This is a genomic window from Rhodococcus sp. 14-2496-1d (assembly GCF_002259365.1).
In the GTDB taxonomy this organism is placed as follows: Bacteria; Actinomycetota; Actinomycetes; order Mycobacteriales; family Mycobacteriaceae; genus Rhodococcoides.
Map to the genome: position 1 here is coordinate 140,753 of NZ_NPFV01000025.1, position 25,762 is coordinate 166,514.

General features: G+C 64.6%; 18 protein-coding genes, 1 rRNA gene and 1 pseudogene. 10 read left to right on the forward strand and 10 right to left on the reverse strand.

What is annotated here, in order from left to right:
• The first annotated feature begins 103 nt into the window (after nucleotides 1-103).
• From recC to recD, 3 genes are read left to right on the forward strand one after another with little or no spacing between them, the layout of a single operon-like run.
• Entirely contained in the window at nucleotides 104-3,379 is a 3,276-nt protein-coding gene (gene recC / locus CH296_RS18650) for an exodeoxyribonuclease V subunit gamma (RefSeq protein ID WP_094685478.1), read from the forward strand.
• The gene (locus CH296_RS18655) at nucleotides 3,376-6,717 is read left to right on the forward strand and encodes a UvrD-helicase domain-containing protein (RefSeq protein ID WP_094685479.1); all 3,342 of its coding nucleotides are present in this window, start codon (nucleotides 3,376-3,378) and stop codon (nucleotides 6,715-6,717) included. Before recC ends, CH296_RS18655 begins: the two co-directional genes overlap by 4 nt.
• Nucleotides 6,714-8,576, forward strand: coding sequence for an exodeoxyribonuclease V subunit alpha (gene recD, locus CH296_RS18660; protein WP_094685480.1), 1,863 nt, complete (start codon nucleotides 6,714-6,716; stop codon nucleotides 8,574-8,576). The genes CH296_RS18655 and recD overlap by 4 nt, the downstream gene beginning before the upstream one ends.
• 18 nt (nucleotides 8,577-8,594) lie before the next feature.
• On the opposite strand, the gene CH296_RS18665 is transcribed toward recD, so the two are convergent.
• The 4 genes and pseudogenes from CH296_RS18665 to CH296_RS18680 all read right to left on the reverse strand — a co-directional run bounded on the left by CH296_RS18665 (nucleotide 8,595) and on the right by CH296_RS18680 (nucleotide 13,241).
• A complete protein-coding gene (locus CH296_RS18665; RefSeq protein WP_094659228.1) occupies nucleotides 8,595-9,413 on the reverse strand; it encodes a hypothetical protein in 819 nt (272 codons plus the stop codon).
• Nucleotides 9,414-9,490: 77 nt separating this feature from the next.
• Nucleotides 9,491-10,666: pseudogene (locus CH296_RS18670) on the reverse strand (sulfite reductase subunit alpha); the annotation flags it as partial.
• 74 nt (nucleotides 10,667-10,740) lie between these two features.
• Nucleotides 10,741-12,210, reverse strand: a complete 1,470-nt coding sequence (locus tag CH296_RS18675) for a DUF2079 domain-containing protein (RefSeq protein ID WP_094685482.1) — start codon at nucleotides 12,208-12,210, stop codon at nucleotides 10,741-10,743.
• 50 nt (nucleotides 12,211-12,260) lie between these two features.
• Nucleotides 12,261-13,241, reverse strand: a complete 981-nt coding sequence (locus CH296_RS18680; protein ID WP_032395080.1) for a GTP pyrophosphokinase family protein — start codon at nucleotides 13,239-13,241, stop codon at nucleotides 12,261-12,263.
• 91 nt (nucleotides 13,242-13,332) lie between these two features.
• Between CH296_RS18680 and CH296_RS18685 the strand changes: the two genes are divergently transcribed.
• Nucleotides 13,333-14,307 (forward strand): sigma-70 family RNA polymerase sigma factor, encoded by a 975-nt coding sequence (locus CH296_RS18685; RefSeq protein ID WP_032395156.1) that lies wholly within the window; start codon nucleotides 13,333-13,335, stop codon nucleotides 14,305-14,307.
• A 12-nt stretch (nucleotides 14,308-14,319) separates the two neighbouring features.
• Here the strand turns inward: CH296_RS18685 and CH296_RS18690 are convergent, their stop codons facing one another.
• Nucleotides 14,320-14,727, reverse strand: a complete 408-nt coding sequence (locus tag CH296_RS18690; protein ID WP_094630692.1) for a VOC family protein — start codon at nucleotides 14,725-14,727, stop codon at nucleotides 14,320-14,322.
• A gap of 196 nt (nucleotides 14,728-14,923) precedes the next feature.
• A complete protein-coding gene (locus CH296_RS18695; protein ID WP_032395082.1) occupies nucleotides 14,924-15,193 on the reverse strand; it encodes a hypothetical protein in 270 nt (89 codons plus the stop codon).
• A gap of 268 nt (nucleotides 15,194-15,461) precedes the next feature.
• Here CH296_RS18695 and CH296_RS18700 point away from each other — a divergent pair, with 268 nt between their 5' ends.
• The gene (locus CH296_RS18700) at nucleotides 15,462-16,643 is read left to right on the forward strand and encodes an NAD(P)/FAD-dependent oxidoreductase (protein ID WP_094685483.1); all 1,182 of its coding nucleotides are present in this window, start codon (nucleotides 15,462-15,464) and stop codon (nucleotides 16,641-16,643) included.
• A 70-nt stretch (nucleotides 16,644-16,713) separates the two neighbouring features.
• Nucleotides 16,714-17,823 carry a hypothetical protein gene (locus CH296_RS18705; RefSeq protein WP_094685497.1) on the forward strand — a complete coding sequence of 370 codons (1,110 nt, stop codon included), beginning with the start codon at nucleotides 16,714-16,716 and terminating at the stop codon, nucleotides 17,821-17,823.
• Between the two features lie 64 nt (nucleotides 17,824-17,887).
• On the opposite strand, the gene CH296_RS18710 is transcribed toward CH296_RS18705, so the two are convergent.
• Genes CH296_RS18710 through CH296_RS18725 form a run of 4 tightly spaced genes read right to left on the reverse strand, consistent with a single transcriptional unit; the run spans nucleotide 17,888 to nucleotide 22,872 of the window.
• Nucleotides 17,888-19,330, reverse strand: coding sequence for a GntP family permease (locus CH296_RS18710; protein WP_094685484.1), 1,443 nt, complete (start codon nucleotides 19,328-19,330; stop codon nucleotides 17,888-17,890).
• Nucleotides 19,327-19,956, reverse strand: a complete 630-nt coding sequence (locus CH296_RS18715) for a bifunctional 4-hydroxy-2-oxoglutarate aldolase/2-dehydro-3-deoxy-phosphogluconate aldolase (protein ID WP_094685485.1) — start codon at nucleotides 19,954-19,956, stop codon at nucleotides 19,327-19,329. The genes CH296_RS18710 and CH296_RS18715 overlap by 4 nt, the downstream gene beginning before the upstream one ends.
• A gap of 5 nt (nucleotides 19,957-19,961) precedes the next feature.
• Nucleotides 19,962-21,575 (reverse strand): amidohydrolase family protein, encoded by a 1,614-nt coding sequence (locus CH296_RS18720; RefSeq protein ID WP_256980502.1) that lies wholly within the window; start codon nucleotides 21,573-21,575, stop codon nucleotides 19,962-19,964.
• Between the two features lie 13 nt (nucleotides 21,576-21,588).
• A complete protein-coding gene (locus CH296_RS18725; RefSeq protein WP_094685487.1) occupies nucleotides 21,589-22,872 on the reverse strand; it encodes an amino acid deaminase in 1,284 nt (427 codons plus the stop codon).
• Nucleotides 22,873-22,996: 124 nt separating this feature from the next.
• On the opposite strand from CH296_RS18725, the gene CH296_RS18730 reads away from it, so the two are divergent.
• From CH296_RS18730 to CH296_RS18745, 4 genes are all read left to right on the forward strand, one after another.
• Nucleotides 22,997-24,019, forward strand: coding sequence for a sugar kinase (locus CH296_RS18730; RefSeq protein ID WP_256980503.1), 1,023 nt, complete (start codon nucleotides 22,997-22,999; stop codon nucleotides 24,017-24,019).
• Entirely contained in the window at nucleotides 24,016-24,759 is a 744-nt protein-coding gene (locus tag CH296_RS18735; protein ID WP_094659234.1) for an IclR family transcriptional regulator, read from the forward strand. The genes CH296_RS18730 and CH296_RS18735 overlap by 4 nt, the downstream gene beginning before the upstream one ends.
• Nucleotides 24,760-24,809: 50 nt before the next feature.
• Nucleotides 24,810-25,211, forward strand: a complete 402-nt coding sequence (locus tag CH296_RS18740; RefSeq protein ID WP_094659235.1) for a RidA family protein — start codon at nucleotides 24,810-24,812, stop codon at nucleotides 25,209-25,211.
• A gap of 456 nt (nucleotides 25,212-25,667) precedes the next feature.
• A 16S ribosomal RNA gene (locus CH296_RS18745) occupies nucleotides 25,668-25,762 on the forward strand; the annotation flags it as partial.

A 25,762-nucleotide genomic window follows, 5' to 3' on the forward strand; every position in this document is an offset into this window, starting at 1 on the left:
ATCCGGCGGCCCGACTCATCGCGCAGAATCTGTCGGTGGCTCGAGTAGGGTCGTCACGAGTCCGAAATCGGGCACCGATACGAGCAGGCAGGGGACCGCAACGGTGTTGACGCTCCACCGCGCCGAACGCGCCGGAACACTCGCGGCTGCACTCGCCGAGATCCTGTCCGTTCCGTTGGACGATCCGTTCGTACCCGAGATCGTGTCGGTCCCGGCCAAGGGCGTCGAGCGTTGGCTCACCCAGCGACTGTCGAGCACCCTGGGCGGTTCGCACGGCGACGGCATCGCCGCGAACATCGACTTCCCGAGCCCGACGCGATTGGTATCGCGCGCCATCGCGGCGGTCGACGACATCGACCCCGACGAAGATCCGTGGGCCCCTGGCCGGGTTCTCTGGACGGCGCTGGAGGTGATCGACGAGTGCCGAACCGAACCCTGGGCGGCCGTTCTGTTCAAGCACCTCGGTGCCGGTTCCGAGGATCACCGGGTGGGACGCCGCTGGTCGACGGCTTCGCATGTGGCAGAACTGTTTCGCACTTACGGATCACAACGTCCCCAGATGCTGCGCGACTGGTTCGACGGGCGTTTCACCGACGGCCACGGCGGCGATCTCGACGAGGACCTGCTGTGGCAACCGCGAGTGTGGGCCGCGATGCGCGAGCGGATCGGCAGCCCGAGCCCAGCCGAACGACTGCCGCAGACCTGCGCGCGACTCAGGGATGCACCGGAGTCTGTGGACCTACCGAGCCGGTTGTCGGTGTTCGGTCCGACCCGGCTGGCCACCGATCAGCTCGAGATACTGAGTGCACTGTCGCAGGCTCGGGATGTGCACGTCTGGGTTCCGCATCCCAGCCCGTCGATGTGGCGCACCCTCGCCGAGATTCCGGCGGTGACGCGCCGACGAGACGATACGACGGCTCTGGCCGTCGAGCACCCACTGCTGGCCGGCCTCTCGCGAGACGTGCGAGAACTCCAGGCCACCATCGCGTCGGTGGCGACGAACACCGTGCATCACCAGGGCCCGGAAACGGCGAACACCCTGCTCGGTCGAATTCAAGACGACATCACCGCCGATTCGCCTCCGTCTCCCGAATTCGACGACGGCACAACGTTCGTCGACGGATCGGTGCAGATTCACGCCTGTCACGGACCTGCTCGACAGGTCGAAGTGCTGCGCGAGTCGTTGTTGCATCTGTTCACCGGCGACCCGACGCTCGAACCACGGGACGTGCTGGTCATGTGTCCGGATGTCGAGACCTATGCGCCGCTGATCCGTGCGAACTTCGGGCAGGCGGCGCTGGTGCATCCTGGACACCGGTTGCGGGTGCGCCTGGCCGATCGAGGCCTGCGCCGCACCAACCCCGTCCTCGATGTCATCGCCACGGTGCTGGATTTCTCGGAGGGGCGGGTGACGGCGAGCGAGCTGTTGGACTTCGCTGCGAGCGGCCCGGTGCGGGAGAAGTTCTCGTTCACCGACGACGATCTCGAGCGCCTGCGCGAGTGGGTGGCGAGCTCCGGTGCTCGCTGGGGACTGACGGTTCGGCAACGAGAAGCATACGGCTTGAACGGTTTTCGCCAGAACACATTCAAATCTGCGCTCGACCGCATCCTGCTGGGAGTGGCCGCGGACGAGACTCGTAACGAATACCTCGACCTCGCGCTGCCTCTCGACGACGTCGACAGCAACGACATCACCCTCGCCGGCCGCTTCGCCGAGCTCGTCGATCGGCTTGCCTCGGTGCTCCGCGCACTTGCCGGTCCGGCATCGGTGACCGAATGGACGCGGCAGCTGGGACGCGCCCTCGATCTCCTCGCAGACGTGCCCACCGCCGACGAGCGGCAACTGGCACAGGCACATCGAGAGATCTCCGACGCCACCGAACACGGCGGCACCGCCGAGCTACGGCTCGCGGACGTGCGCGCCATGTTGGCCGGCAGACTGGCCGGTCGACCCACCCGTGCGAACTTTCGCACCGGCGAACTGACCGTGTGCACCATGGTGCCGATGCGCTCGGTGCCGCACCGAGTGGTGGTGTTGCTCGGGCTCGACGACGAGGTGTTCCCCCGAGTGGGCAGTACCGACGGAGACGACATCCTCGCCCGTGATCCGGCCGTCGGCGAACGAGATATCCGCAGTGAGGACCGACAACTCCTCCTCGACGCGGTGATGTCCGCCGAGGAGAAGCTGCTCTTGTTCTACACCGGAGCAGACCCCGTCGACGGGTCCGCCAAGCCGCCCGCGATACCGCTGCGAGAGTTGATGGACGTGCTCGAGGTGACGGCGGGCGCAAGCGTCGAACACCGGCATCCGCTGCAGCCGTTCGATCCGCACAACTTCGAGGCCGAGCACCCGTTCAGCTTCGACACCGTTGCACTGGCCGGAGCGGTCTCCCAGCAGCGGACGCCCGATCCGGTGGCACCGTTTCTGCTCCACGCACTACCTCCGACCGATCGCGGGGACGTCGAGCTCGCCGAACTGATCGCCTTCGTCGAGAACCCGGTGCAGGCCTTTCTGCGGCAACGGCTCGGATTCCGAGTTCCGGAGCTCGAGGACGACCTGGCGGACAGTCTGGACATCGAGCTGGACCCGTTGTCCCGGTGGAACATCGGTGATCGAATGCTCGCGGCAGTGCTCGCCGGTGGGGACATCGGGGAATTCGCGGACGCCGAGTGGCGGCGCGGCACCCTTCCTCCGTTCCATCAGGGCCGCAGAGAGATGTCCGACATCCGGCAGATCGTCGGAATCATCGCCGACGCGGCCGCTCCCTTCCACGAGGGTCCGGCCGAGACCGTCGACGTCGCGGTCGATCTCGGTGACGGACGCCGCCTGACCGGCACCGTCACCGGAATTCACGGCCGTACGCTGGCGCGATCGTCCTACTCGCGCCTGGCCGCCAAACATCGACTGGCCGCGTGGGTGCGGTTGCTGGCGGTGGCCGCATCCCAGCCAGGGGAGTGGAGCGCCGTCACCATCGGCCGAGCGAGCGGGATGCGCCCGCCTCGTCGCTCTCGGTTGAGCGCCCCGCGGGACCCCGCAGCCGTGCTGCGTGACCTGGTGGACCTGCGTGATCGCGGAATGACCTCGCCGCTGCCGATATCGACCGGTACCGCGTCGGCCTACGCGGAGAAGCGCTTCGGTGGCGGAACCATCGAGGACGGCTACGAATCGGCCACGTGGGCGTGGCGGGGCGACTTCGGCGACGCGACCGACCGGTCGCTGCGCTACGTCCATGGGTCGACACTGTCGTTCCAGACGTTGCTCGCCGCGACCCCGCATGCCGACGAGACCGAGCCGTCGAACGAGAAGAGCCGTTTCGGAATTCTCGCTCGAAAGCTGTGGGACCCGTTGCTGACCGCCGAGAACATAGGGAACGCATGACTGCCGCCCGCGGATTCGACCTGCTCGGTCCGATGCCGACCGGAACTACCGTCCTCGAAGCCAGCGCCGGGACCGGCAAGACGTACGCGATCGTGGGATTGGCCGCGCGCTACATCGCCGAAGGGATCGCCGAGATCTCGGACCTGCTCCTGGTGACGTTCAGTCGGGCCGCGACCCAGGAACTCCGAGACCGCACCCGCAGCAGGTTCGCCTCGATCGCCCGGGACCTGGCAGATCCGGACACCGCTCGCGCATCTCGGGATCCACTCGTGGCGTTTCTGGCAGAAGTCGACGACGCCGAAGTGGACCGGCGGCGTCGACGGTTGCGACGGGCACTGTCGGACTTCGACGCCGGAACCATCGTCACCACTCACAGTTTCTGCCAGCGCATGCTCGACGGGCTCGGCATCGCGGGCGAGCGCGAACCGGAATCGGCCTTCGTCGAATCGGTCTCGGACCTGCTCGAACAGGTCGTGGACGACCTGTATCTGCAGATGTTCAGCGGTGACGACGAGGCGCCGGCATTCGGTAGGCGGGACGCTCAGCAGTTGGCGTTGGCGGCCGTGGGTGACCCGCAGTCGATTCTGTACCCCGATATCGAGGACCTGGACGACAGCAACCGCGAGCCTGGACTACGTGTGCGGTTCGCCAGGGAAGCGCGCCGGGAAATCGAACGTCGCAAACGCCTGCTCGGGGTGCGTGACTACAATGATCTGCTGGGACTTCTGCATTCGGTGTTGTCCGACCCCGTCCACGGCGAGGCCGCTTGCGCCCGAGTGAGAGACCGATTCCGCGTCGTGCTCATCGACGAATTCCAGGACACCGACCCCATGCAATGGGACATTCTGCGGCGGGCGTTTCACGGATTCACCACGCTCATCCTCGTCGGCGATCCGAAGCAGGCCATCTACGCGTTCCGTGGAGCCGAGGTACTGAGTTACCTCGACGCGGTGCAGACCGCGGACCACCTCTACGAGCTCACTGCCAACTGGCGTAGTGATTCGGGGCTGCTCGACGCCCTGCATCATCTGTACGGGGGCGCGGCCCTCGGTCACGACGACATCGTGGTGCACCGAGTCGAGGCTCGAAACCCTCCCTCGCGCATGGTCGGACATCCTCCCCTGCGGCTGCGCTATCTTCCCCGAACCGGCGCTGGTCCACTGCGGCAGGGTTTTCCCGCGGTCGACCGCCTCCGATCCCGGGTTGCGGCGGACGTTGCGGCGGACATCGTCGAGCTGCTGTCCGGACATTCCGTGATCGAGCGTCCCGACGGCCCTCGGGTGATCGAACCGCGGGACATTGCCGTGTTGACACGAACGACCAAGCAGGTGGCGTTGATTCGGGACGCACTCGACGCGGTCGGGGTGCCGTCCGTCGTATCGAGCAGCACCAGCGTGTTCGGCACCGAGAGTGCCCGACACTGGCTGTGGTTGCTGCAGGCGATCGAGCAACCTCATCGCACCGATCGCGTACGTCTGGCCGCTTTGACTCCGCTGCTCGGGTGGACCGCCGCGCAACTCGACTCCGGAGCCGAGGACGCGCTGTCCCAGGTCAGCAGTCGTCTGCGCGAGTATTCGGTGCTGTTCGACGAGGCCGGGTTCGCAGCAGTCTTCGAGCGGGTGTCGGCCCAGTCCGGACTCGATGCGAGGCTGCTCGCGGTCGAATCCGGTGAGCGGACGATGACCGATCTGCGACACATCGCCCAATTGCTCAATCGCGCAGCGGTATCCGAGTCCTACGGAATCACCGCCCTCACTCGCTGGCTGACCGACCGCATCAAGGAACCGGCAGCGGGCGGGTCGACCGACCGGAGCCGTCGACTGGACAGTGATTCCGCAGCAGTGCAGATCATGACGACACACGGAAGCAAAGGGCTCGAATTCCCTGTCGTCTACCTGCCCTACGCCTGGGACACGTTGTTCTTCAGCAAGCCGTCGACGCTGTTGCTGCACGAGAACGGCAAGCGAATCCGAGACGTCGGCGGACCGTCCGGGGCGGGGTACGCGGCCAGGAAGATCCTCAACGATCAGGAGGAGGCAGGCGAGGAACTGCGATTGCTCTACGTCGGTCTCACCCGCGCCGAGTGCCGGATCGTGCTGTGGTGGGCACCGGGCCGAAACACCGCGACCTCCTCGCTGCACCGCATGCTGTTCGGACGCATCCCCGGAATCGCTCTGCCCGAGCCGTCGTACAAGGTTCTCGACGACGCGACGACTGCGAACCGGCTCCAATCCTGGGTCGGGTCGGCAGCCGGGCTCATCTCGGTCGAACCGGTGGGGCCCGGTGAGCCGTCCACTGCACACTGGATTCGTCCCGAGCAACCGCACCTCGACGTTGCCGCCGCACGCTTCGATCGAACCCTCGACCTACTGTGGCGTCGGACGTCATACTCCGCGTTGACAGCTCATGCTCACGACGCCGCGCCCGGCCGGCTCGAAGTAGGAGTAACCAGCGAGGCCGAGCATCCCGAGAAGACGGACGAGCCCGCCGAGACGTCGGTCGGCGGCGACTACACAGGAAGCGAGTACATCGACGAACAGCTGGACGGAATCGCGTCACCGATGAACGGCATGCCTGCCGGTGCGGCGTTCGGAACGCTCGTCCACGAGGCTCTCGAACACGTCGACACGTCCGCACCGGACCTGCTCGCGGAACTCGAAGGTCGCTGCGCTGCGGCGGTCGCGTCGCGAATGGCGGAGGTCGATCCGATGGCGTTGGCCCAGGCTCTGTTACCGGTGATGCAAACACCGTTGGGTTTCGGGACGCTGGCCGACGTAGCGCCGTGCGACCATCTGGCAGAGCTCGACTTCGAGCTGCCCTTGGCCGGCGGAGACGATCCGGTGGCGGACACGGTCACGCTGAAGTCCGTGGCGCGCCTGTTGCGTCGCCATCTCGAACCGACGGACGTGCTCGCGTCCTACGCAGATCTGCTCGACGATCTCGAGGCAACACCGCTTCGCGGCTTCCTCACCGGGAGCATCGATTCGGTTCTGCGCGTGGCCGGACCTCGATACGTCGTGGTGGACTACAAGACGAATCGAATCGCGAGAGGCGATCTGACCACCGGCAACTTCACCCGCGAGAAGATGGCCCAGGAAATGATCCGCTCGCATTATCCGCTGCAGGCAATCCTGTATGCCGTTGCGCTGCATCGATATCTACGATGGCGTCAATCGAACTACGACCCGCAACTACATCTCGGCGGCATCCGATACCTGTTCGTGCGGGGCATGGTCGGACCGCAGACTCCCGCCGGATGCGGAGTGTTCGACTGGGATCCGCCCGCAGCTCTGGTGGTCGAGCTGTCGGATCTGCTCGCGGGCAGGGCGAGCCGATGACCGGTGTCTCGATTGCGCTGCGCGGCAGTGGAATTCTACGTACGTTCAACGACGTGGGTGTGCTGTCGGCATCCGACGTACACGTTGCGTTGCGCCTCGGTGCCCTGGCCGGGGAATCGTCGGAGTACGTGCTGCTCGCCACCGCTCTGACGGTGCGCTCGGTGCGATCCGGCTCGGTGTGCCTGGATCTGCGACGACTGCAAGACGTCACCGTCGACGAGGATTCGGACGTCGATCCGAGCGCACTCCCGTGGCCCGAGCTCGACGACGTGCTCCGAGCGCTGAGGGTGAGTCCACTGGTGGTCGGCAGCTCGAATGGGCCGTTGAGGCCGCTGAAACTGGTCGACACCGATCAGGGTGAGCTGCTGTATCTGGACCGATACCATCTGCAGGAGAGCACCGTTCGGGATCTCCTCGACGTGCGTTCGCAATCCCACCCGCCCGCCGATGCCGTCGAGATCGGCGGGGCCTTGGCCGCGCTGTTCGTGGATGGATCGGGTGCACCCACGGCCGCCCCCGATCGGCAGCGAATAGCGGCGGCTCTGGCAGCGACGCAATGGACCACGGTCATCGCCGGCGGACCCGGAACCGGAAAGACTCACACCGTAGCGAGAATTCTGGCGCTCCTCGTACGCGAACACGGCAGCGATCTGCGCATCGGACTGGCCGCACCCACCGGTAAGGCCGCAGCCCGACTGCAGGAATCCGTGTCCGAACAAGCCGGGCTACTCGGACTTCCTGCGGACCTGAAAGCAATGACGCTGCACCGACTTCTGGGATGGAAGCCCGGAAGCAAGACGCGGTTTCGGCACGATGCGGAGAATCGGCTGCCGTACGACGTCGTCGTCGTCGACGAAACCTCGATGGTGTCTCTGACGATGATGTGTCGGCTGCTCGAAGCCGTACGTCCCGAGTCTCGGTTGATTCTCGTCGGCGACCCGGACCAGCTGACGTCGGTCGATGCAGGCGCGGTGCTGGCCGATCTGGTGGCCAGGCCCGTCACCGGCAGGGAGAACCCGGTTCTGGCTCAGCTCGTCGACGCGGACTTCGCCGCCGCCGAGGATCCCGAAGAAGCGGCGCTGAGCGCGTTCGAGCGAGACCGATTGCGCGGCGGCGTCGTTCGGCTCAGTCGTGGCCGACGCTTCGGCGGAGCCATCGCTCGCTTGGCCGTGGCCGTCAGGGACGGCCGGGCCGACGACGTGATGGCGTTGCTCGAATCCGGCGCGGAGGAGATTTCGTTTCAGAGCCCCGACGACGTCGACGCTCTACGTTCGGACGTGATCGACACCGCAGCCGAGGTCACCGCCGCCGCCGTACGCGGGGATGCCACCGAAGCACTGCTCGGGCTCGAGAAACATCGCCTCCTGTGTGCGCACCGCGAGGGGCGATGGGGAGTCTCGCGGTGGGATCGGCAAGCGATGGAGTGGGTAGGAGAAGGCACCGGAACATTTCTCGACCCTTCGCTGTGGTATCCCGGTCAGCCGTTGTTGGTCACGGCCAACGACCACGAGGCGAGGATCTACAACGGAGACACCGGCGTTGTGGTGTTGGGAGACAACGGGACTCCGATGGCGGCGTTTGCTCGAGGTCGTGGCCACGTGTTGATTCACCCGAATGTGCTCTCCTCGGTACACACCGTGTACGCAATGACGATCCACCGCAGCCAAGGCAGTCAGTACGACACGGTCTCGGTTCTGCTGCCGGCCGAGGCATCGACACTGCTGACGCGAGAACTGCTGTACACCGCCATCACCCGCGCACGATCGCACGTTCGAGTGATCGGTACCGAGGAGGCCATCCGCGCGGGCGTCGAACGTCAGGTGCTGCGGGCGAGCGGGCTGCGCCGAAAGATCCTGTAGCTCGTCCGATCGTGTTCGTCACCGGCACGCATGCCGGTCTGCCCTCGTCACGACGTCCATGCTGTGTGCGACCAGAAGCCACGTGCGGGCCAGGTTCTTCCATACCCCGATCGAGTTGTTGCCAGTCGCGTCGGCGGAGGGGCGAGCCCGGACGGCGGCCGATCGATGCAGCGACAGTGCTTGCGCTTTCAACGCGTCGATATCGCCGTCGGCGCACACCGATCGAACGGTGTGCGCATCGACGCGTCGACCGACCAACTGGCACAACGCTTGCAGTGACCTCAGCTCGGCAGGCACGTCCTCGGATGTCTCCGACGGGCTTTCGGTCGTTGCGACGGTTGTGCTACCGACGAACCCGCGCTGCAGGTCGACCGGTCCCGACGACGCAGCGTCGGCCGCGACGCTCCACACGCTCAGGAACGACGGATGTGGGACGTTCCAGAGCTCCCGGAATGCGCAAGTGATCATCTCCGCGACGAGCGCTGCATCTGCTCGGGTGTCGGTGCGCGTGAGATCGATGATCGACCCGTCTGCGACCGGCTTGCCTCGATCCAGCCAACCGAAGTCGAGGAGCTGCACATCCATGGCCGTTGCGTCCGGGGCATCCGGGTACAGCAGTGACGGCAGCGCTGCCACCGACACCAGCACGCCGCCGTCGGTCGCTGCCACGTCGATGTACGGCCGCAATCCGCGCTCACCGGGGCTCGCCTGGGCAGCGGAAACCGTGATGTAGTCACGTCTCGGCAGGGTCCGAAGACGGGCGTGCAGGTTTTCGGTGAACGTGGCCCACGCAAGCGCGGTGGCGGAGTCGAAATGGCCGTTCTGCAATGCGGTCACGATGCGAACCCTCTTGTCGGACGAGAACTGATGCCTGTATCCGAGACCGTAGCGAGAGGGTCCGACAAGAACCTGGGTCAGTAAACGTCGCGAAGGTAGCGCTTGGATCGCTTGAGGTCGTTGACGTAGTCCTCGGCGGCGTCGGGGGAGCGGCCACCGTGCTCTGCGACGATCTCGTGCAGTGCCTCGTCGACACTCTTGGCCATCCGAGCCGCATCGCCGCACACGTAGATCAGCGCACCCGCTTCGAGCCACCCGTACAGCTCCTTGCCTGCCGCACGCATGCGGTGCTGAACGTAGATCTTCTGGGGCTGGTCGCGGGAGAAGGCCAGATCGAGTCGAGTCAGCAGACCGTCGCGCTCGAAATCGACCAGTTCGTCCTCGTACAGGAAGTCGCTCGCTCGATGCTGATCGCCGAAGAACAGCCAATTCTCGCCTGTTGCGCCCCGGGCTCGACGCTCGTGCAGAAAAGCTCGGAACGGTGCCACTCCGGTTCCCGGCCCGATCATGATGATCGGGGTGTCGTCGGATGGAAGGCGGAACGATTTGTTGGCCGACAGGAACACCCCGGCTTGCTGTTGCTCCCCGACGCGGTCGGCCAGATACGTCGAGCAGACGCCGCCGCGATCACGCTCGGCGGACCGATATCGGACCGTGGACACGGTCAGATGCACGGTGCCCTCGTGCGCGAGCGGAGACGAGGAAATCGAGTACACCCGGTGTTGCAGTGGTCGCAGCAGTCCGAGGAACTCGGCTGGATCGAACGCTCCCGACCGATCGAGGTCGAGAACGTCCACGACGTCCCGACCCCACGTCCAGGCGTCGAACGACGCGCGGTCGCCGTTCTGCAGAACGTGATCGAGCTCGGCGTCACCGGCGCGTTCGGCCACGGCCTCGATCAGATCCATGGACGGGATGCCGATCTCGTAGTCCGTGGTCAAGGCATCCGCCAGGGTGATCTCACCGGATTTGGTGTGGACAGCGGTGTCGGCAGGCACTCCGAGACGCTCGATCACGGCCGAGACCAGCGCCGCGTCGTTGACGGGTTTGACGCCGAATCCGTCGCCGGCCTCGTAGGCGATGCCGCTCTCGCCGAGCGCGATCGAGAAGTGTCGAACTTCCTTGGCCGACGTGGGGCCGGAGAGACGTCGGTTGCCCAGAATCTGCGCGCGATAGGGATTCTTCCGATTCCACGGTGAGCGCTTCGATGCGGTCCTGGTGGCGCCGAGATCGCCGGTTCGAGCGTCGATGTCCTGTACCTGCCTTGCGGTAGTCGTCTTGTGAGCCGACTGGGAGGTCGACTCGTTCGAACACTAATCGGGGCCACTCACTCGCGGTGCAGGACCTCGATTCCGTCGACGGAGAACACGACGTCGTATCCGCTCGCCAGCGCCCGGTCGATCGCCTGACGGTCGCCGGTCTCGTCCGTCGGCCACCCCGCAGGTCGTTGCCGGTTGACGACGATCCAATCCGGGACGGTCGAATCGGTCGTACGCTGCGGAAAGACCGAGACCTCGTGGTCGGCGACGAGTTGAGCCACGAGATTGTTCGACGCCGCAACCCGATCACCGGCGGGAATCCACTCGGAGATCTCTCGTGCGGTCGCGGCCTGCGGATCGATCGTCCATTCCTGCGCGTGCACCACACGTGACATGGGCAGGAACGGCAGCGCGATGACCGCGAAGGCTGCCACGAACGCGACGATCAGCTTCCGGCCACGTTCGGTGAGCTGACCGTGGCGGTGGCTACGCGCCAACGCGTCGAGCAGGGCGACGAACACGATGACCATCAGGATCGCGTTGTAGTGGTAGATCGGCTTCCAGAAGTTGGTGTTGTCGCTGAGAAAGCGCCACGCGACCGTCGGGACCGCGACCAGGAGCAGTGGCGATCTCAGGGCGAAGAAGCCGGTGACCGCGAGAAGCAGAAAGGCGGTGGCCGCCCGTGAATCGCCGGCAACCAGACCGTGCGCGGTGTCGGCTATGCCCTCGCCGAGCGGAGGCAGCTTCGAGCCCTGATCGTACGAGTTGTCCGAGCTGAGGGCCGGGATGATCACCTTGACCGCGAGCACTACCCAGGTCAGTCCCCACACAGCAGTCAGCGCCCCCGCAAGGCGCGTTCGGCCGGTCGTCCACAGCGCCACCAACGCCCCGATGACGATCACCGTAAGGCCCATGTCCTCTTTGACGAACACCAACGGTAGAGCCCAGGCCAGGGCCGGCAGCCAATGCTGTCGGACCAGCGCGACCATCGACATGGCCAGCAGGGGCATCGCGAACGCCACCTCGTGGAAATCGAAGTTCAGCGCGGCCTGCACGCCCCACGACAGTCCGAACGCCGCGGCCGTCACGATGCCCACGACCGTGCCGAATTTCTGTACCGCCAGTCGGCTGATCGGAATCACTGCGAGCGCGAACAGCACCGCTTGTGCGATCAGCAGTGTCTCGGCGTGCGGGAACAGTCGGTAGAGGGGCCCCAGCAACGCGGTGATGGGCGAGAAGTGATCGCCGAGCGTGTTGTAGCCGGTGCCGAGCAGGTCGGATGTCGGCGCGCGAAACTGCGAGTACGACGCGATCTGTTGGACGAATATCCCCAGGTCGAATCCGGACGTACGGAGCTGGCGATGGCCGAGGACGGACATCACCGAATACAGGGTCGCCAGCACGGCGAAGGAGACGACCGGCACCAGCGTCTCGGCGGAACGTAACGCCGAGCGCCGGTCTGTGGTGGCTGTTTCGTCGGTCGCTGTGTCGACACTGTCGGCATCGGTGACGACCGTGGATTTCTCGGTAGTGGTCACGAGAAGGCATGTCTACCGGACCGACGTGAGATGTTCCTGAGAACCGCCGGTCAGCGCTTGCGCTTCTTCGCTGGTTTGCGTCGCGGCGGCTGCGAGGTGAGGTGGTAGTAGAGCGCATCCTCGGAGTCCTCGACCACCACATCGATGAAGTCGCCGACTTCGAGGTAATCGTCGACGGCGATCCGGTCGGTCGAGCCGATGACTGCTTTCACCGATCGAGCGGGAACGAGGCCCCTACGGCCGTCCGGTCCGACGGCGAGTGCATAGCGTGGACCGGTACGGGTGACCCTGGCGCTGATGAAGTCCGGGTCCTTCGGTATCGGGTCGGCCGCGAGCACGCCCCCGTCCTTCGACGCGGCCGTCAACGAGTCGAGCTGCGCGGCCAGATCGTCGGCCATCGCATCGACCTGATCGAGCAGGTGGGCCATGTGTGCGGCGTAGTCGGTGTGCTTCTTGGTCGGCTTGAGCGCCTCACCGGGCTTGTACATGTCTTCGTGGGTCAGCTCGCCCCAGGCGTCCTGCAGGCGCGTCTTGACCTGAACTTCCACTTTCACATCGAGATCACCCTGATGCGTTGCGACTCGGACGACCAGCACCGCGTGGTATGCGCGATAGCCACTTGGCTTGGGAAAGGCGACGTAATCGGTCGGTGGTTGCGCGAACCGAACAGAGCATTCCGGGTCGTTGCACGCACGCTCGAGAGCAGCGACGAACGTCAGCTGATCGCGCGGGGTCTTGCAGAGCACCTTGACGCCGACGAGATCGGGCAGAGCCTCGGCGACGGCATCGGCGTCGGTCGGCTCGGTGATGCGTCCCTCGGACAGATAGCGGCGCAGCTTGTCGGCCGATCTGCCCGGGTCCTTGATGCGTGCCGTCTGTGCATTCAGTCGGTCTCGATCGACGTCCTCGAGAATCTCGTCGGCGATGGTCTCGAGGAAATTCTGCGCGGTGACGAGAGCGGCTTCCCACGCTCGACGACGCTGCAGGTACAGCTCTTCGACCAAGTCGTCGATACTCGTTGCCGATGTCACGATGCCGAGGTTAACGCAGAAGTACCGCCGATCCTGTCGGCGGCGCGCATTCGAGCTGTGGCGTGACTGTGTGCGGTTTACGCTCTACCGCATGACCGTGGCTTCGGAACAGAAGGACGACTTCGTCGAGCAGTTCGATCCCTTCCGTCGTGAGTTGCTCGCGCACTGCTATCGCATGACCGGGTCGATCCACGATGCCGAGGACCTGTTGCAGGAGACGTACATTCGCGCCTGGCGGGGGTACGCAAAGTACGAGGGCCGTTCGTCCCTGCGCACATGGCTGTACCGAATCGCAACCAACACCTGCCTCACCGCTCTGGACGGCCGGGCGAAGCGTCCCCTGCCGACGGGCTTGGGTGCACCGAGTTCAGGCCCCACCGACGAACTCGTGCAGAACAACGAGATTCCGTGGTTGGAGCCGATTGCAGATTCCGATCTGGCGGATGCGAGTGATCCCGCATCGATCGTGGTGGCGAAGGAATCCGTGCGGCTCGCCTTCGTCGCCTCCTTGCAACACCTGTCGTCGCGACAACGCGCGGTGCTGCTGATGCGCGAAGTGTTGCAGTGGAAAGCGTCGGAAGTTGCCGAGGTTCTCGCCACGACGACGACCGCGGTCAACAGCCTCCTGCAGCGAGCCAGGGAGCGCCTCGACGAGATCGCGCCCGATTTGGACGACATCGAGCCGATCGAATCGGCAGAACTGCAGCAACTGCTCGCCCAGTACGTGGACTGTTTCGAGGCCTACGACATCGACCGGCTGGTCACGTTGTTCACCACTGACGCGGTGTGGGAGATGCCGCCGTTCGTCGGGTGGTACCAGGGCGGCGAGACGATCGGATCGCTCATCCGCAACAACTGCCCGGCAAACGGCGCAGGCGATATGCGGATGGTGTCGACATCTGCCAACGGACAACCGGCGTACGGGTTGTACATGCTGGGTGAGGACGGTGTGCACCGGCCGTTCCAGCTGCACGTGCTCGATGTCGATGCCAGAGGGGTCGGACACGTGGCCTGCTTCTTCGATCTGACTCTGTTCGATCGATTCGGATTGCCCGACCGCCTCTAGAACAAAGGTCGGTCAGCTCTCCGAGACGGCGGACGGGTCCATCCACATCACTTCCCACACATGATTGTCGAGATCTCGGAACGCCCTTCCGTACATGAACCCGTGGTCCTGTGGTTCCATCCACTTCGATCCACCCGCGGCGATCGCCGCGTCGGTGAGCGAATCGACCTCTTGGCGGCTGTCGGCAGAGATGCACATCAGCACCTCTCGGGCCGAGCCGGTGTCGCAGATCGAGTCCGAGATGAAGTCCTCGAATCGCGCGGTGGCCAGGAACATCACCGTCGCCTGATCGCTGACGATCATGGAAGCGGTGTTCTCGTCGCTGAACATGTCGTTGAACTCGAAGCCGAGACCCTCGAAGAATGCGCGGGTGGCGACGACGTCGCGAACGGGCATGTTGGCGAACAACAAACGTGACATGGGTACACACCTTTTCCGTGAAGAACCTGCTGCGTCGAACCGTCGAACAACGGTCTTGCTCGTACTGACAGCTGTCGATCCGAAAAGTCATCGGGTGAAGATGTGCCGACACGACGCGACCCCGCCGAGCGGGTGCTCGACGGGGTCGCGGACTGCGAAGCTGAAGGGGGCGTGTAGCTATCGCGTGATCTGCTGGCTATCGCGTGATCTGCGCGAGGCGCGACAGCATGCGCGAGAAGACGTGGCCGTCGTTGCCGAGATCTGCGTAGGGGCCGGATGCCTCGTCCGACTCGGTGGTGCCGGGCGTTGCCGCAGCAAGCGTGCGCGCCAGCCGGGTGCGACGCTCGATGGCGTCGAGGATGGTGGCGTCCAGCGTTGAAACTTCGTCGAAGAGCTGGTCGACGTCAGCTGTCGCGATGTCGGCACTGTCGGTGCCAATTGCGAGCGAATCGATCTGAACAGTCACATCGTCTCCTTTTGTTCGCGTCCTGAGGTGTGAGTCGTTCGGTCGGCCGGAACCGTTACAGCTCCATCCGAGTAAAAACGATGTTTCGTCGCCCAAACCAACATGCCCACTCGACGGGCCTGGGCCAACCTCTTCGGGGTGTGATGCTGCATACAGTCCGGTCGGTTCCGCTACCTGCGGGTTCTTCGGACGGAACGGCTCGAAGGATTCTTCTCGCGATGTTCCGGGTAGCCGCGGAGCGGATACGTCGACTTTCGAGGAGTGAACGATGCGTTACGACTACCTGATCATCGGTGGGGGAATGGTTGCGGACAGTGCAGCTCGCGGAATCCGCGAGCAGGACGCGACGGGCTCCATCGGAATACTCGGCGCGGACCCCGACGCGCCGTACACCCGGCCGGCGCTGTCGAAGAAGCTGTGGACCGACCCGGAATTCGGCCGCGATCAGGTCTCGCTCGACACGGCGTCCGACACCGACGCATCGGTGCACACCGGAACTCGAGTGATATCGGTCGACCGCTCGAACTCGTCGGTCACCATGGAATCCGGAGACACCCACGAGTACGGAAAGCTGCTCCTGGCAACGGGGGCGACGCCGACTCGCATCGAACTGGCCCCCAGCCCGCGCGTGGTGTACTTCCGCACCTTCGCCGACTACCGGGCGCTGCGTGAACTGACGAAGACCGCCGACCACATCGCCGTGGTCGGCGGCGGATACATCGGCACCGAGATCGCAGCTGCGCTGTCTGTCCAGGATGTGAAGGTCACACTGGTCACGTCGGACTCCGTGCTCGGCGGACACATGTTTCCGCAGAGCCTGGCTGCCGGCTTCGACAAGGGTTTCGCCGGCCACGGTGTGACCGTGCGCCGAGGAACGAGGGTCGTTTCCGGAGCCGAGGCGTCGGCGCGCGTACAACTGCAACTCGACGACGGTTCGACCGTGGAGGCGGACGGAGTCGTGTTCGGACTCGGCGTGCGACCCGACACGGAACTGGCCGAGGCTGCGGGGCTGGCAGTCGACGACGGCGTGATCGTCGACGAGTTTCTTCGCACCGAGGACGAACGCGTCTACGCCGCCGGTGACGTGGCGAACTACCCCGACGCCATTCTCGGACGCCGACGCATAGAGCATGTCGACAATGCGACCGAGATGGGTAAGGCTGCCGGACGCAACATGGCCGGTGCCGCAGATCCCTACACGTACACCCCGTACTTCTACTCCGACGTGTACGACGACGGCTATCAAGCGATCGGCACGGTGTCCACGACGCTGACCGTCGTCGAGGACTGGAAATCGGTGGGGAAGGAAGGCGTCGTCTACTACCTCGACGACGATGCCGTCGTCCGGGGCGTGCTCATGTGGAACGTCTGGGAGGGGCTCGACGTGGCGCGCAGCCTGTTGGCGGAGAAGAAGCCGCAGACCGAACAATCGTTGCGCGGACTTATCTGACCTTCTGGAACACTCGATGGCAAGCGATCCGTCGACGACGCCGGCGATTCGGCGCGACCTAGGAGAGACGATGTCCGAGTTCGATCGCAGTGAGTCGGCCGATCAGCGTGCCCGGTTCGACGACGAGGTCCATCGCCGCTGTGCCGACTGCCGGCTGCCCGGTCGCTCCGAGCAGCTGTCCGACGCGGCGGCTGTCGCCATCGCGGCCGGACGAGTGGACGAGGCCACTCGAGCAGTCCTCGTCGGCCGATGGCATGCCGGACGCTCGCTGCCGTCGATCGGAGGATTCGGCGCACTGCGCAATCTGGTGGACGAGCGCGATCGCTGGCTCGGCAAGGACACGACGAACAAGCCCGGATCGGCGCTCGTGTACAAACTCCGTGCTGCCGAGTTGACCAAACGAGTCAATCACCACCGCACCACCGTGGTGATGTCGAATCGCCACTACGCCACCGGGGTACGCGCGGCGCGCAAAGAGCGCAGGGAAGGTGTGCATCTGGACCTGGACCAGCGGGACACGATCTTCGATGCGTTGACGAAAACGCCTGCACCACAGAAGTTCGGCCCGATCGCCGAGCGTGGCCTCTCGCTGGTGGACGCGGCCACGGATCGGGTGAGCACGCTGGCGCGCAGAACTCCGGTGGCCGACAGGGTCGAGTGGGCGACAGGAGTGGTGGATCAGTTCGTGGATCGAAAGGACGACCGCTTCGTCGATCGTTACGACACCCTGCTGTTCTTTGCCGGCACGGCGTTCGATCGGGTGCGTCGGTCGCCGGCATGGCAGTCGACGTACTTCGAGATCCAACGCAAACAGCTGGACCTGTTCGTCGAACTCACCGAGATCTCGGTCGATGCCACCTCGTTGCATACGGTAGCGACCGAGTTGAATCGGATCGGTGAAACGATGGTCGACGAGGAGACAGCAGCGCAGGTCGAATCCCGCCGTGTCGCACTGGAAGTGGTGTGGAAACAGTTGACCGGACGGGTGGCTGCGCTGGTTCGGCTCGCGAACGTGGTCGAGTCCTCGGAGACCGAGGCACGCACCTCCGACGCGATGGCCCGCGCGCACAGCCTGGACGATCGGATCGACGACCTCGTCGGGCGGTCGGGGAGCCGGGAGATGTCTGCCGAGAACACGCACTTCGTCGGCGATCAAGTGCGGACACAGTGGCGCGACTGAATGACACCATAGGCGCAGAGGCGCGATTCACTGCTGTTCGGGCCACTGAATCGCGCCACCGGCTCTAGGCGATGATTGCGAACAGAATCCCCGCGACGGCGAAGCTGACCACGGACAGAATGGTCTCGAGGACCGTCCACGTCTGCAGTGTCTGCTTGACGGTGAGGTTGAAGAACTTCGCGATGATCCAGAATCCGCCGTCGTTGACGTGGCTGGCGATGATCGAGCCCGCCGCGATGGACATGGCTATGAGCGCCACGGCCGGAGCCGAGTAGTCCTGCGCCGCTACCAGGGGTCCGACGATTCCGCCGGTCGTCACGATGGCCACTGTGGCCGAGCCCTGCGCCACGCGCAGGGCGCAGCTGATGATGTAGGCCAAGACGATGATCGGTAGGCCCGCGGCTGCCATGGTGTCGGCCAACGCCGTGCCGATACCCGTGGCCGAGATGACCTTCCCGAAGAACGCACCAGCTCCGACGACCAGCAACAGCATGCCCACCGGACGAAGTGACTCTCCGGTCAGCTTGCTGAGTTCCTGGACTGTGGATCCGCGTCGAATTCCCAGAACGTAGAACGCGATCAGAACTGCGATGAGCAGCGCGACGGCCGGTGTACCGAAGAACGTGAGTACTTCGAGGAGATTTCCGGGATCGAGCAGAATGCTGCCGAACGTGGCCCCGAGGATCAGGACCAGTGGAACGGCAATGATCGCTCCGATCGTGCCCACCGACGGCGGCGTCGTGACGACCGGGCGCTTGGTTGCGACCGTGCCTGCGCCTCCACTCTCGGTGGTGCTTGCGTCGTCGCCGTCGTTGATGAAGTCCTCGGGGACGTCGACGATGACGCGTTTACCGATCCAGTTACCCCAGACCAGGCCGGCGGCGATGAATCCTGGTATCCCGCAAATGAATCCGAACAGGATGAGCCAGCCCAGGTTCACCTCGAGCAACCCGCCGAGGGCGACCGGACCTGGGTGTGGCGGCAGGAAGGCGTGCGTCATGGACAACCCGGCCAGCATCGGCAGCGCATAGAGCACCAACGACTTTCCGCCTTGACGCGCCGCCACGTACACCAGCGGTGCCAGCACGAAGATGCCGATGTCGAAGAAGACGGGGATGCCGAAGATCAGCCCCAGCAGTCCCATTGCGATGGGTGCACCGCGTTCGCCGAAGACCCCGAGTAGTTTGGCGGTCAAAGCCTGTGCACCACCCGACTTTTCGAGAATCGCCCCCAGAACCGTTCCCAGTCCGATGATGACTGCGATGTGCCCGAGGATGCCGCCGAACCCGGTTTCGAGAAGCGACTCGTTGCTCTTGATCGCGGTGCCGACTATCTCGTTGACGGGCAAACCGGCAGCCAGAGCCAATCCGAGGCCGACGATGAGAAGTGCGATGAACGGTTCGAGCTTGACCTTGATGATGACTACGAGCAGTACGGCAATTGCGATGCCGCACAGTACGAGTAGACCAGGAGTCGAGGTCCTGAGCCAGTCGACGACAGAATTCATGACGAGCCTTCCTTGATGTGTGCACTGATAGCCGCCACGAACGCCTGCGCTCGCACGGTGATGTCGTCCCACTGGGCGGCCGCGACCGACGCCGGTGGGACCACATCGGTACCTGCAGTCACTGCGACGGCACCTGATGTCAGGAACTGAGCAGCGTTGCCCGCGTTGATTCCGCCGGACGGAACGAGTTGTGCGTCGGGGAAGGGGCCGAGCAGATCCTTGAAATACGCGGGCCCGACGGTCCGAGCCGGAAATATCTTCACGGCATCGGCTCCGAGATCGAGGGCGGTCATCACCTCGGACGGGGTGAGTGCGCCCATCATCAGCGGGACTCCGGCGTCGGTGACGATCGCGGCAACGTCGGGACGCAGCCCGGGTGTCACGACGAAGTGCGCCCCGGCGTCGATCGCGGACCGGGCTTGGTCGGCGGTCAGGACCGTGCCCGCCCCGACGACTGCACCTGCGTCCGATGCCGCGCGGATCAGCGCGAGGACGCCGGGCGTGGTGAAGGTCAGCTCGAGCGCGCGAATTCCTCCGCGCGCGAGCGCATCTGCCAACGCAGCAGAATCCGAGATGTGCGGGGCGCGCACCACCGACAGTGTGCGATCCTCGAGAATGGTCGTCATGGCGTTCACGATGTTTGCCTTCCGGCGGGGTTCATCCGCAGGGCGTGGCCTGCCAGAGAATGAGTGGGGCGATGCTCGTCGATGGCGAACGCGCCGTTGACCATGACGTGGCTGATGCCTTGGGCCTGTTGTTTCGGGTTCTCGAACGTGGCGGTGTCGCGGACGGTGGCCGGGTCGAACAGGACGAGATCGGCTGCGTACCCTTCGGCGATCGTGCCGCGGGCGCGCAGGCGGAGTCGCTCAGCGGGACGGCCGGTCAGGTGATTGACGCAGTCCTCCAGTGACAGCAACTGCTCGTCTCGCGCGTAGTGACCCAGGTAGCGGGGGAACGTTCCCCAGGCGCGCGGGTGCGGCTTCTCGCCGACCAGGATCGCGTCGCTGCCGCCCATATGGCGTGGATGCGCCATGATCTCGCGCACGTTCTCCTCGTGTCCGACGTGCTGCAGGATGGTGGTGGCCAGCGCGTCTCGTCGAAGAAAGTCGAAGAACACGTCCACCGGGGACCTACCCGCCTCGGACGCGATGTCGGACATCGTGCGTCCGACGTACCGATCGAGGTCGTGGTTCGCGACCCCGCTGAGCTGGATGGTCTCCCACTCGACGGTGACGCCATGGCAGCCGTCGGACCCGTTGACATCGACATCTCGTGCGATGCGTCGACGCATGTCCGGATCGTCGAGTCGTTCCAGCGCGCGGTCCGGGCCACCCGACATCGCCCAACTCGGAAGCAGCGCAGACAAGGTGGTGGCTCCGGGCAGATAGGGATACGTGTCGAGGGTGACGTCGCAGCCGTTCGCGATCGCCGAATCGACGCGGTCCAAGAACTCGCGTGCCCGGCCCCGATTGACGCCGAAGTTCATCGTCGCGTGAGTCAGATGCAGCGCACATCCCGTCTGCTCGGAGAGATCGAGCATCTCCTGATACGCGTCGAGCGCGCCCGCGCCGTAGGACCGAGTGTGCGGCGCATAGAACCCACCGAAGTCGGCGACGACCTCGCACAACGCTCGTAATTCGCTTGTGTCCGCGTACATTCCGGGCGTGTACGTCAAGCCGCTCGACATCCCGACGGCACCTTCCTGCAGCCCCTGTGCCAACAACTGCTGCATGTGGGCGATCTCGGACGGCGACGCGGGTCGCTGATCAGGGCCGACCGCGAGGTATCGCAGTGTTCCCTGGGGAACGAGATAGGCAGCGTTCGGAGTGATGCCCTGGTCGAGGCGAGCGAGGTACTCCGAGACCGAACGCCACGAGAAGTCGAGGTCGACGGGATTGCCGTTCCATCCGGCGATCTGACGCCGCACCACATCGAGCGTCGCGTCGTCGATCGGAGCGTAGGCGATTCCGTCCTGTCCGATGACTTCGGTGGTGACGCCCTGACTGATCTTCGGGAAGTGGTCGGGGTCGGTCAGCAGACGCAGATCGGAATGGGCGTGCATGTCGATGAACCCGGGGGACAGGACGTGCCCCTCGGTGGCGTCGACGATTCTGTCGGCACCGTGAACGGTGCCGGGTTCGGCGACCGAGGCGATGAGACCGTCGCGTACGAGAACGTCACGACGCTGCCGTGGTGACCCGGTGCCGTCGATGACGTCGGCACCTCGAATGAGGATATCGGACAAGGGTTTCGGCTTTCTAGAAGAATGTGTGCACGAGATCGACGACGCGGGGATCGTCGCCATCGGCGTCGTCGACGACGGGAACCAGACGCCATTTGTCGAAGGCGGTGCACGGGTGAGACAGGCCCAACCGCACCACCGATCCGACCGGCAGCGCCGCGGCGTCCTCGGCCGGTAGGCGAAGGAACGCGTGTTGATCGTTCAGCGCTGTGACCGCGGCACCGGAATCGAGGGTTTCGGTTCCTCGAACCAGCTGGGGGACCGGTAGACCTTCGTCGAACGGAAAGTCCCGCTTGCCTGCATCGAGCAGCGCGAGACCGGGTTCCGGCCGGGATACCGTCCGAGCCCATCCGTGCATCGCAGACATCAGCGGCGCGTCGGTGCGGGCGGGAGTCAGTGGTGAGATCTGCGAGTAGAAGCCGTCGTCGTGCACCACATAGGCACCCGAGCGCAGCACCACGTCGGTAGGTACACCCTCGCCGGTGGTGAGGGAGTGCAACCGCTCGACAACCAGGTCCTGGTAGGCGCTACCGCCGGCAGTCACGATCGCATGGTCGCCGTACAACCCTTCGGCATCGAGCGCGCGATGAAGGGTGGCGACGTTGTCGAGGTAGGTCCGAACCGCCGCGAGGCCGCTGTCGGTCCGGTCGTGGCTGAGTGCGCCCTCGTAGCCGCCGACCCCGGCCAGGATCAGCCGCGGCGACGACGCGATGGCACGAGCGACCGCGATCGCCTCGTCGGTCGTCCGCGCTCCGGTGCGACCGTGCGGGCCACCGAGTTCGACGATGACCGGGATCGAGCGTGTTCCCTGCGCCGCCAGGATGCGGTCCATCTCGTGCACCGTCGCGACGCTGTCCGCCCAGCAATAGAACTCGAATGTCGGATGCGAATCCAGTTCGGCCGCAATCCATGTCAGTGCGACAGGATCGATCTCGGCATTCGCGAGAACGACCCGTTCGACCCCGAACGCACGCGCTGCCTGAACCTGCCATCCGGTTGCGAGGGTGATCGCCCAGCTTCCCGCATCGAGTTGCTGTTTCCACAGTTGAGGGGCCATCGACGTCTTGCCGTGGGGCGCGAGCAGCACTCCCGCGCGCGCCGACCACTCGGCCATGACCGAGATGTTCGACGCGATGCGTGCGCTGTCGAGAGTGAGTACGGGCGTCGTGAACTCGGAGAGTCGTGGCGACGTGGCGAGAAAGCTCTCGATGGTGTGCCCCCACGACCTGGGTGGCAGCGCCTTGTGCTCGGGTCCGAGCACTCGCCGGCTGAGTGCCTCGACGGCATCGGTGTCGATCACGGTCGTCTCCTGGGTCTCGAAATCGAAAGCGTTGCGTATTGTGCAACGCTAGTTGCGCAATGTGTTTATGATTTGTAGTCTGCAACGAAAGCCAGCGTTCCCGCAAGAGTTCGAGGAGATCGACGTGAAAGCACCACGAGCGGTGTGCGTAGGCGAAGGCCTCGTCGTTCTGGTCGCCGAGCCTGGCCCACTGGAGAATTCGGACACCTTCCATCGCACGGCCGGTGGCGCTGAAGCCAACGTGGCAAGGGTGTTCGGTCAACTGGGCGTCGATGCATCGTGGATCTCGAGAGTGGGCGACGACGGATTCGGCCGGTACCTCGTCGGCCAATTGGACGCGGCAGGTGTCGACACCTCCGGTGTGACGGTCGACGACGCGCGACCCACGGGCATGTATGTGAAGCAACGCGGCTCGGGTTCCGATGATCGACACGACCTCGCGTGCGGAGACAGTGCCATGACGTACTTCCGTACCGGCTCGGCTGCGAGCGCCCTGTCGCCGGGAGACATCGACGGGCGTGCGGCGACCTTGGTCGATCGTGCCGACTTGATCCACTTCACCGGGATCACCGTGGCGATCTCCGATACCGCGGCCGACCTGACGAGGTCCCTGATGGATCTACCCACCGTCGTCAGCTTCGATCTGAACTATCGGCCGGCGCTGTGGAAGTCTCGGCCGGACGCAGCTGCAGATGTGCTCGGGGAACATGTTCGGGGAAGCGATGTGGTGTCCATGGGGGCCGACGAAGCTGCGCTGGTGTTCGGCACATCCGATCCCGCCGAGCTGCGCGAGATGTTCCCGCAGCCACGCCATCTGGTGATCAAGAACGACGCGCACACCGTGACGGCGTTCGAGGGAACCTCTCGGGTCGACGTACCGGCGCTGAAGCTCGACGTAGTCGAAAAGATCGGTGCCGGAGACGCGTTCGCGGGCGGGTATCTGACCGGACTGATGTTGGGTAGGAGTTCCGTCGAGCGCGTTCGGTTCGGGCATCTCTGCGCGGCGGGTGCCTTGACCGGGCACGGTGACATCGCCTCGGTGCTGCCCCTGGCGGTGCTGATCGAACTGGCCGAACTGCACGACGCCGACTGGGCGAGGCTGGACTACGCAGTCACCACCGCGCGTCACTCGGGGGTATCGCAGTGAGTCAAAGTCTCGCGCGAGCGATGACACTCCTCGGCTTGCTCGGCGACGGCCCGCGGTCACTCGACGAGTTGGCGTCGGTCCTCGAGGTTCACAAGACGACCGTGCTGCGCCTGCTGCGCACGTTGGAAGCCGACAGATTCGTCCAGCACGACGTGGATCACCGCTATCAGCTCGGATCCAGGCTGTTCGAGCTCGCCAACCGAGCGCTCGAACAGCGCGACGTTCGGAGCATCGCGCGGCCGCATCTGGCCGAACTGAACTCGATCACCGGTCAGACCGTCCATCTCGCCACCTACGAGGCAGGCGTCGTGATCTATATCGACAAGTTCGACGCCCAACAGAGTGTGCGGATGTATTCGCGAATCGGAAAGCCCGCACCACTCCACTGCACAGCTGTGGGGAAGGTTCTGGTCTCGGCCCGTCCCGAGGCAGAACGAGCGCAGATTGCACACGGCATCACATACACACCGTTCACCGAACGAACGATCACGACGGCCGAGCGCTATCTGCGCGAGCTCGACCTCGTGCGCGAGCAGGGGTTCGCCGAGGACCGCGAGGAGCACGAGTCGTTCGTCAACTGCATCGGCTGCGCAGTGCGCGACGGAACCGGCGAGGTCGTGGCAGCGGTGTCGATGTCTGTTCCCGACATGGTGCTCGATCACCAACAAGTCCTCGCAACACTCCCCGAAGTACAGCGCGCCGCGGCCGCGATCTCCGAGGGATTGGGCTGGCGACCGTGAAAAACCCAGGACTGCAAGACACAGGACGAGAGCTCGACGGAAGGAACACAATGAGTGAAAAGATCGAAATCCGCACCACAGACGCGCCCGCACCGGCTCACACCTTTTCTCAAGGAGTCCGGAAGGGACCGTTCGTTCAGGTCTCGGGGCAGGGACCGGTCGACCCGGTCACCAGCGAGTACCTGTACCCAGACGATGTTGCCGCACAGACGACCCGCACTCTCGAGAACGTCAAGGCCATCGTCGAGGCCAGCGGTGCGACATTCGACGACGTCGTCATGCTGAGGGTCTATCTGACCAAGCGCGAAGACTTCTCCACCATGAACGACGCCTACGGACAGTTCGTGTCGGCGCATACCTCGGGCGACGTCCTACCGAGCCGCACGACAGTGTTCACGGGCCTGCCACGAGAAGAGATGTTGGTCGAAATCGACGCCGTCGCGATCGTCTGACCGAGTCCGGCGGCAGATGTTCACACGAAAATTACATCTGACCAGGCGATTTGCGTAAGCGTTGGTCTTCGCGTAACTTTTGTCGAGTCAGAGCGACACGGACATCGACCCGGTCTTCACGGACTGGGACAACGAGGTTGTACGGAGTGTGCACTGAACAACCCAGGCAAGGCGAGATGGTATCAGCCATGCCTGGGGTTCGAGCGTGTAAGCCCCGAAGTTACCGTGCAAACGGCAGCGACGGTGTGTGCGTGTTCTTTGAGAACTCAACAGTGTGTCGATGAATGTCAGTGCCGAAATTATTTTGGTGAAAGCATTCGATGTATCAGCCATCCGCTTGTGGTGGTTGTTGTCGGGTGTTGTTTGAAATGCTAGTTGAGTTTTTTTGCTAGTGATTTGACTTGATGTCTTTGACTGATTCACGGTCCCTTGTGGGGATTGTTGTTTCGCAGGTCTTTTACGGAGAGTTTGATCCTGGCTCAGGACGAACGCTGGCGGCGTGCTTAACACATGCAAGTCGAGCGGTAAGGCCTTTCGGGGTACACGAGCGG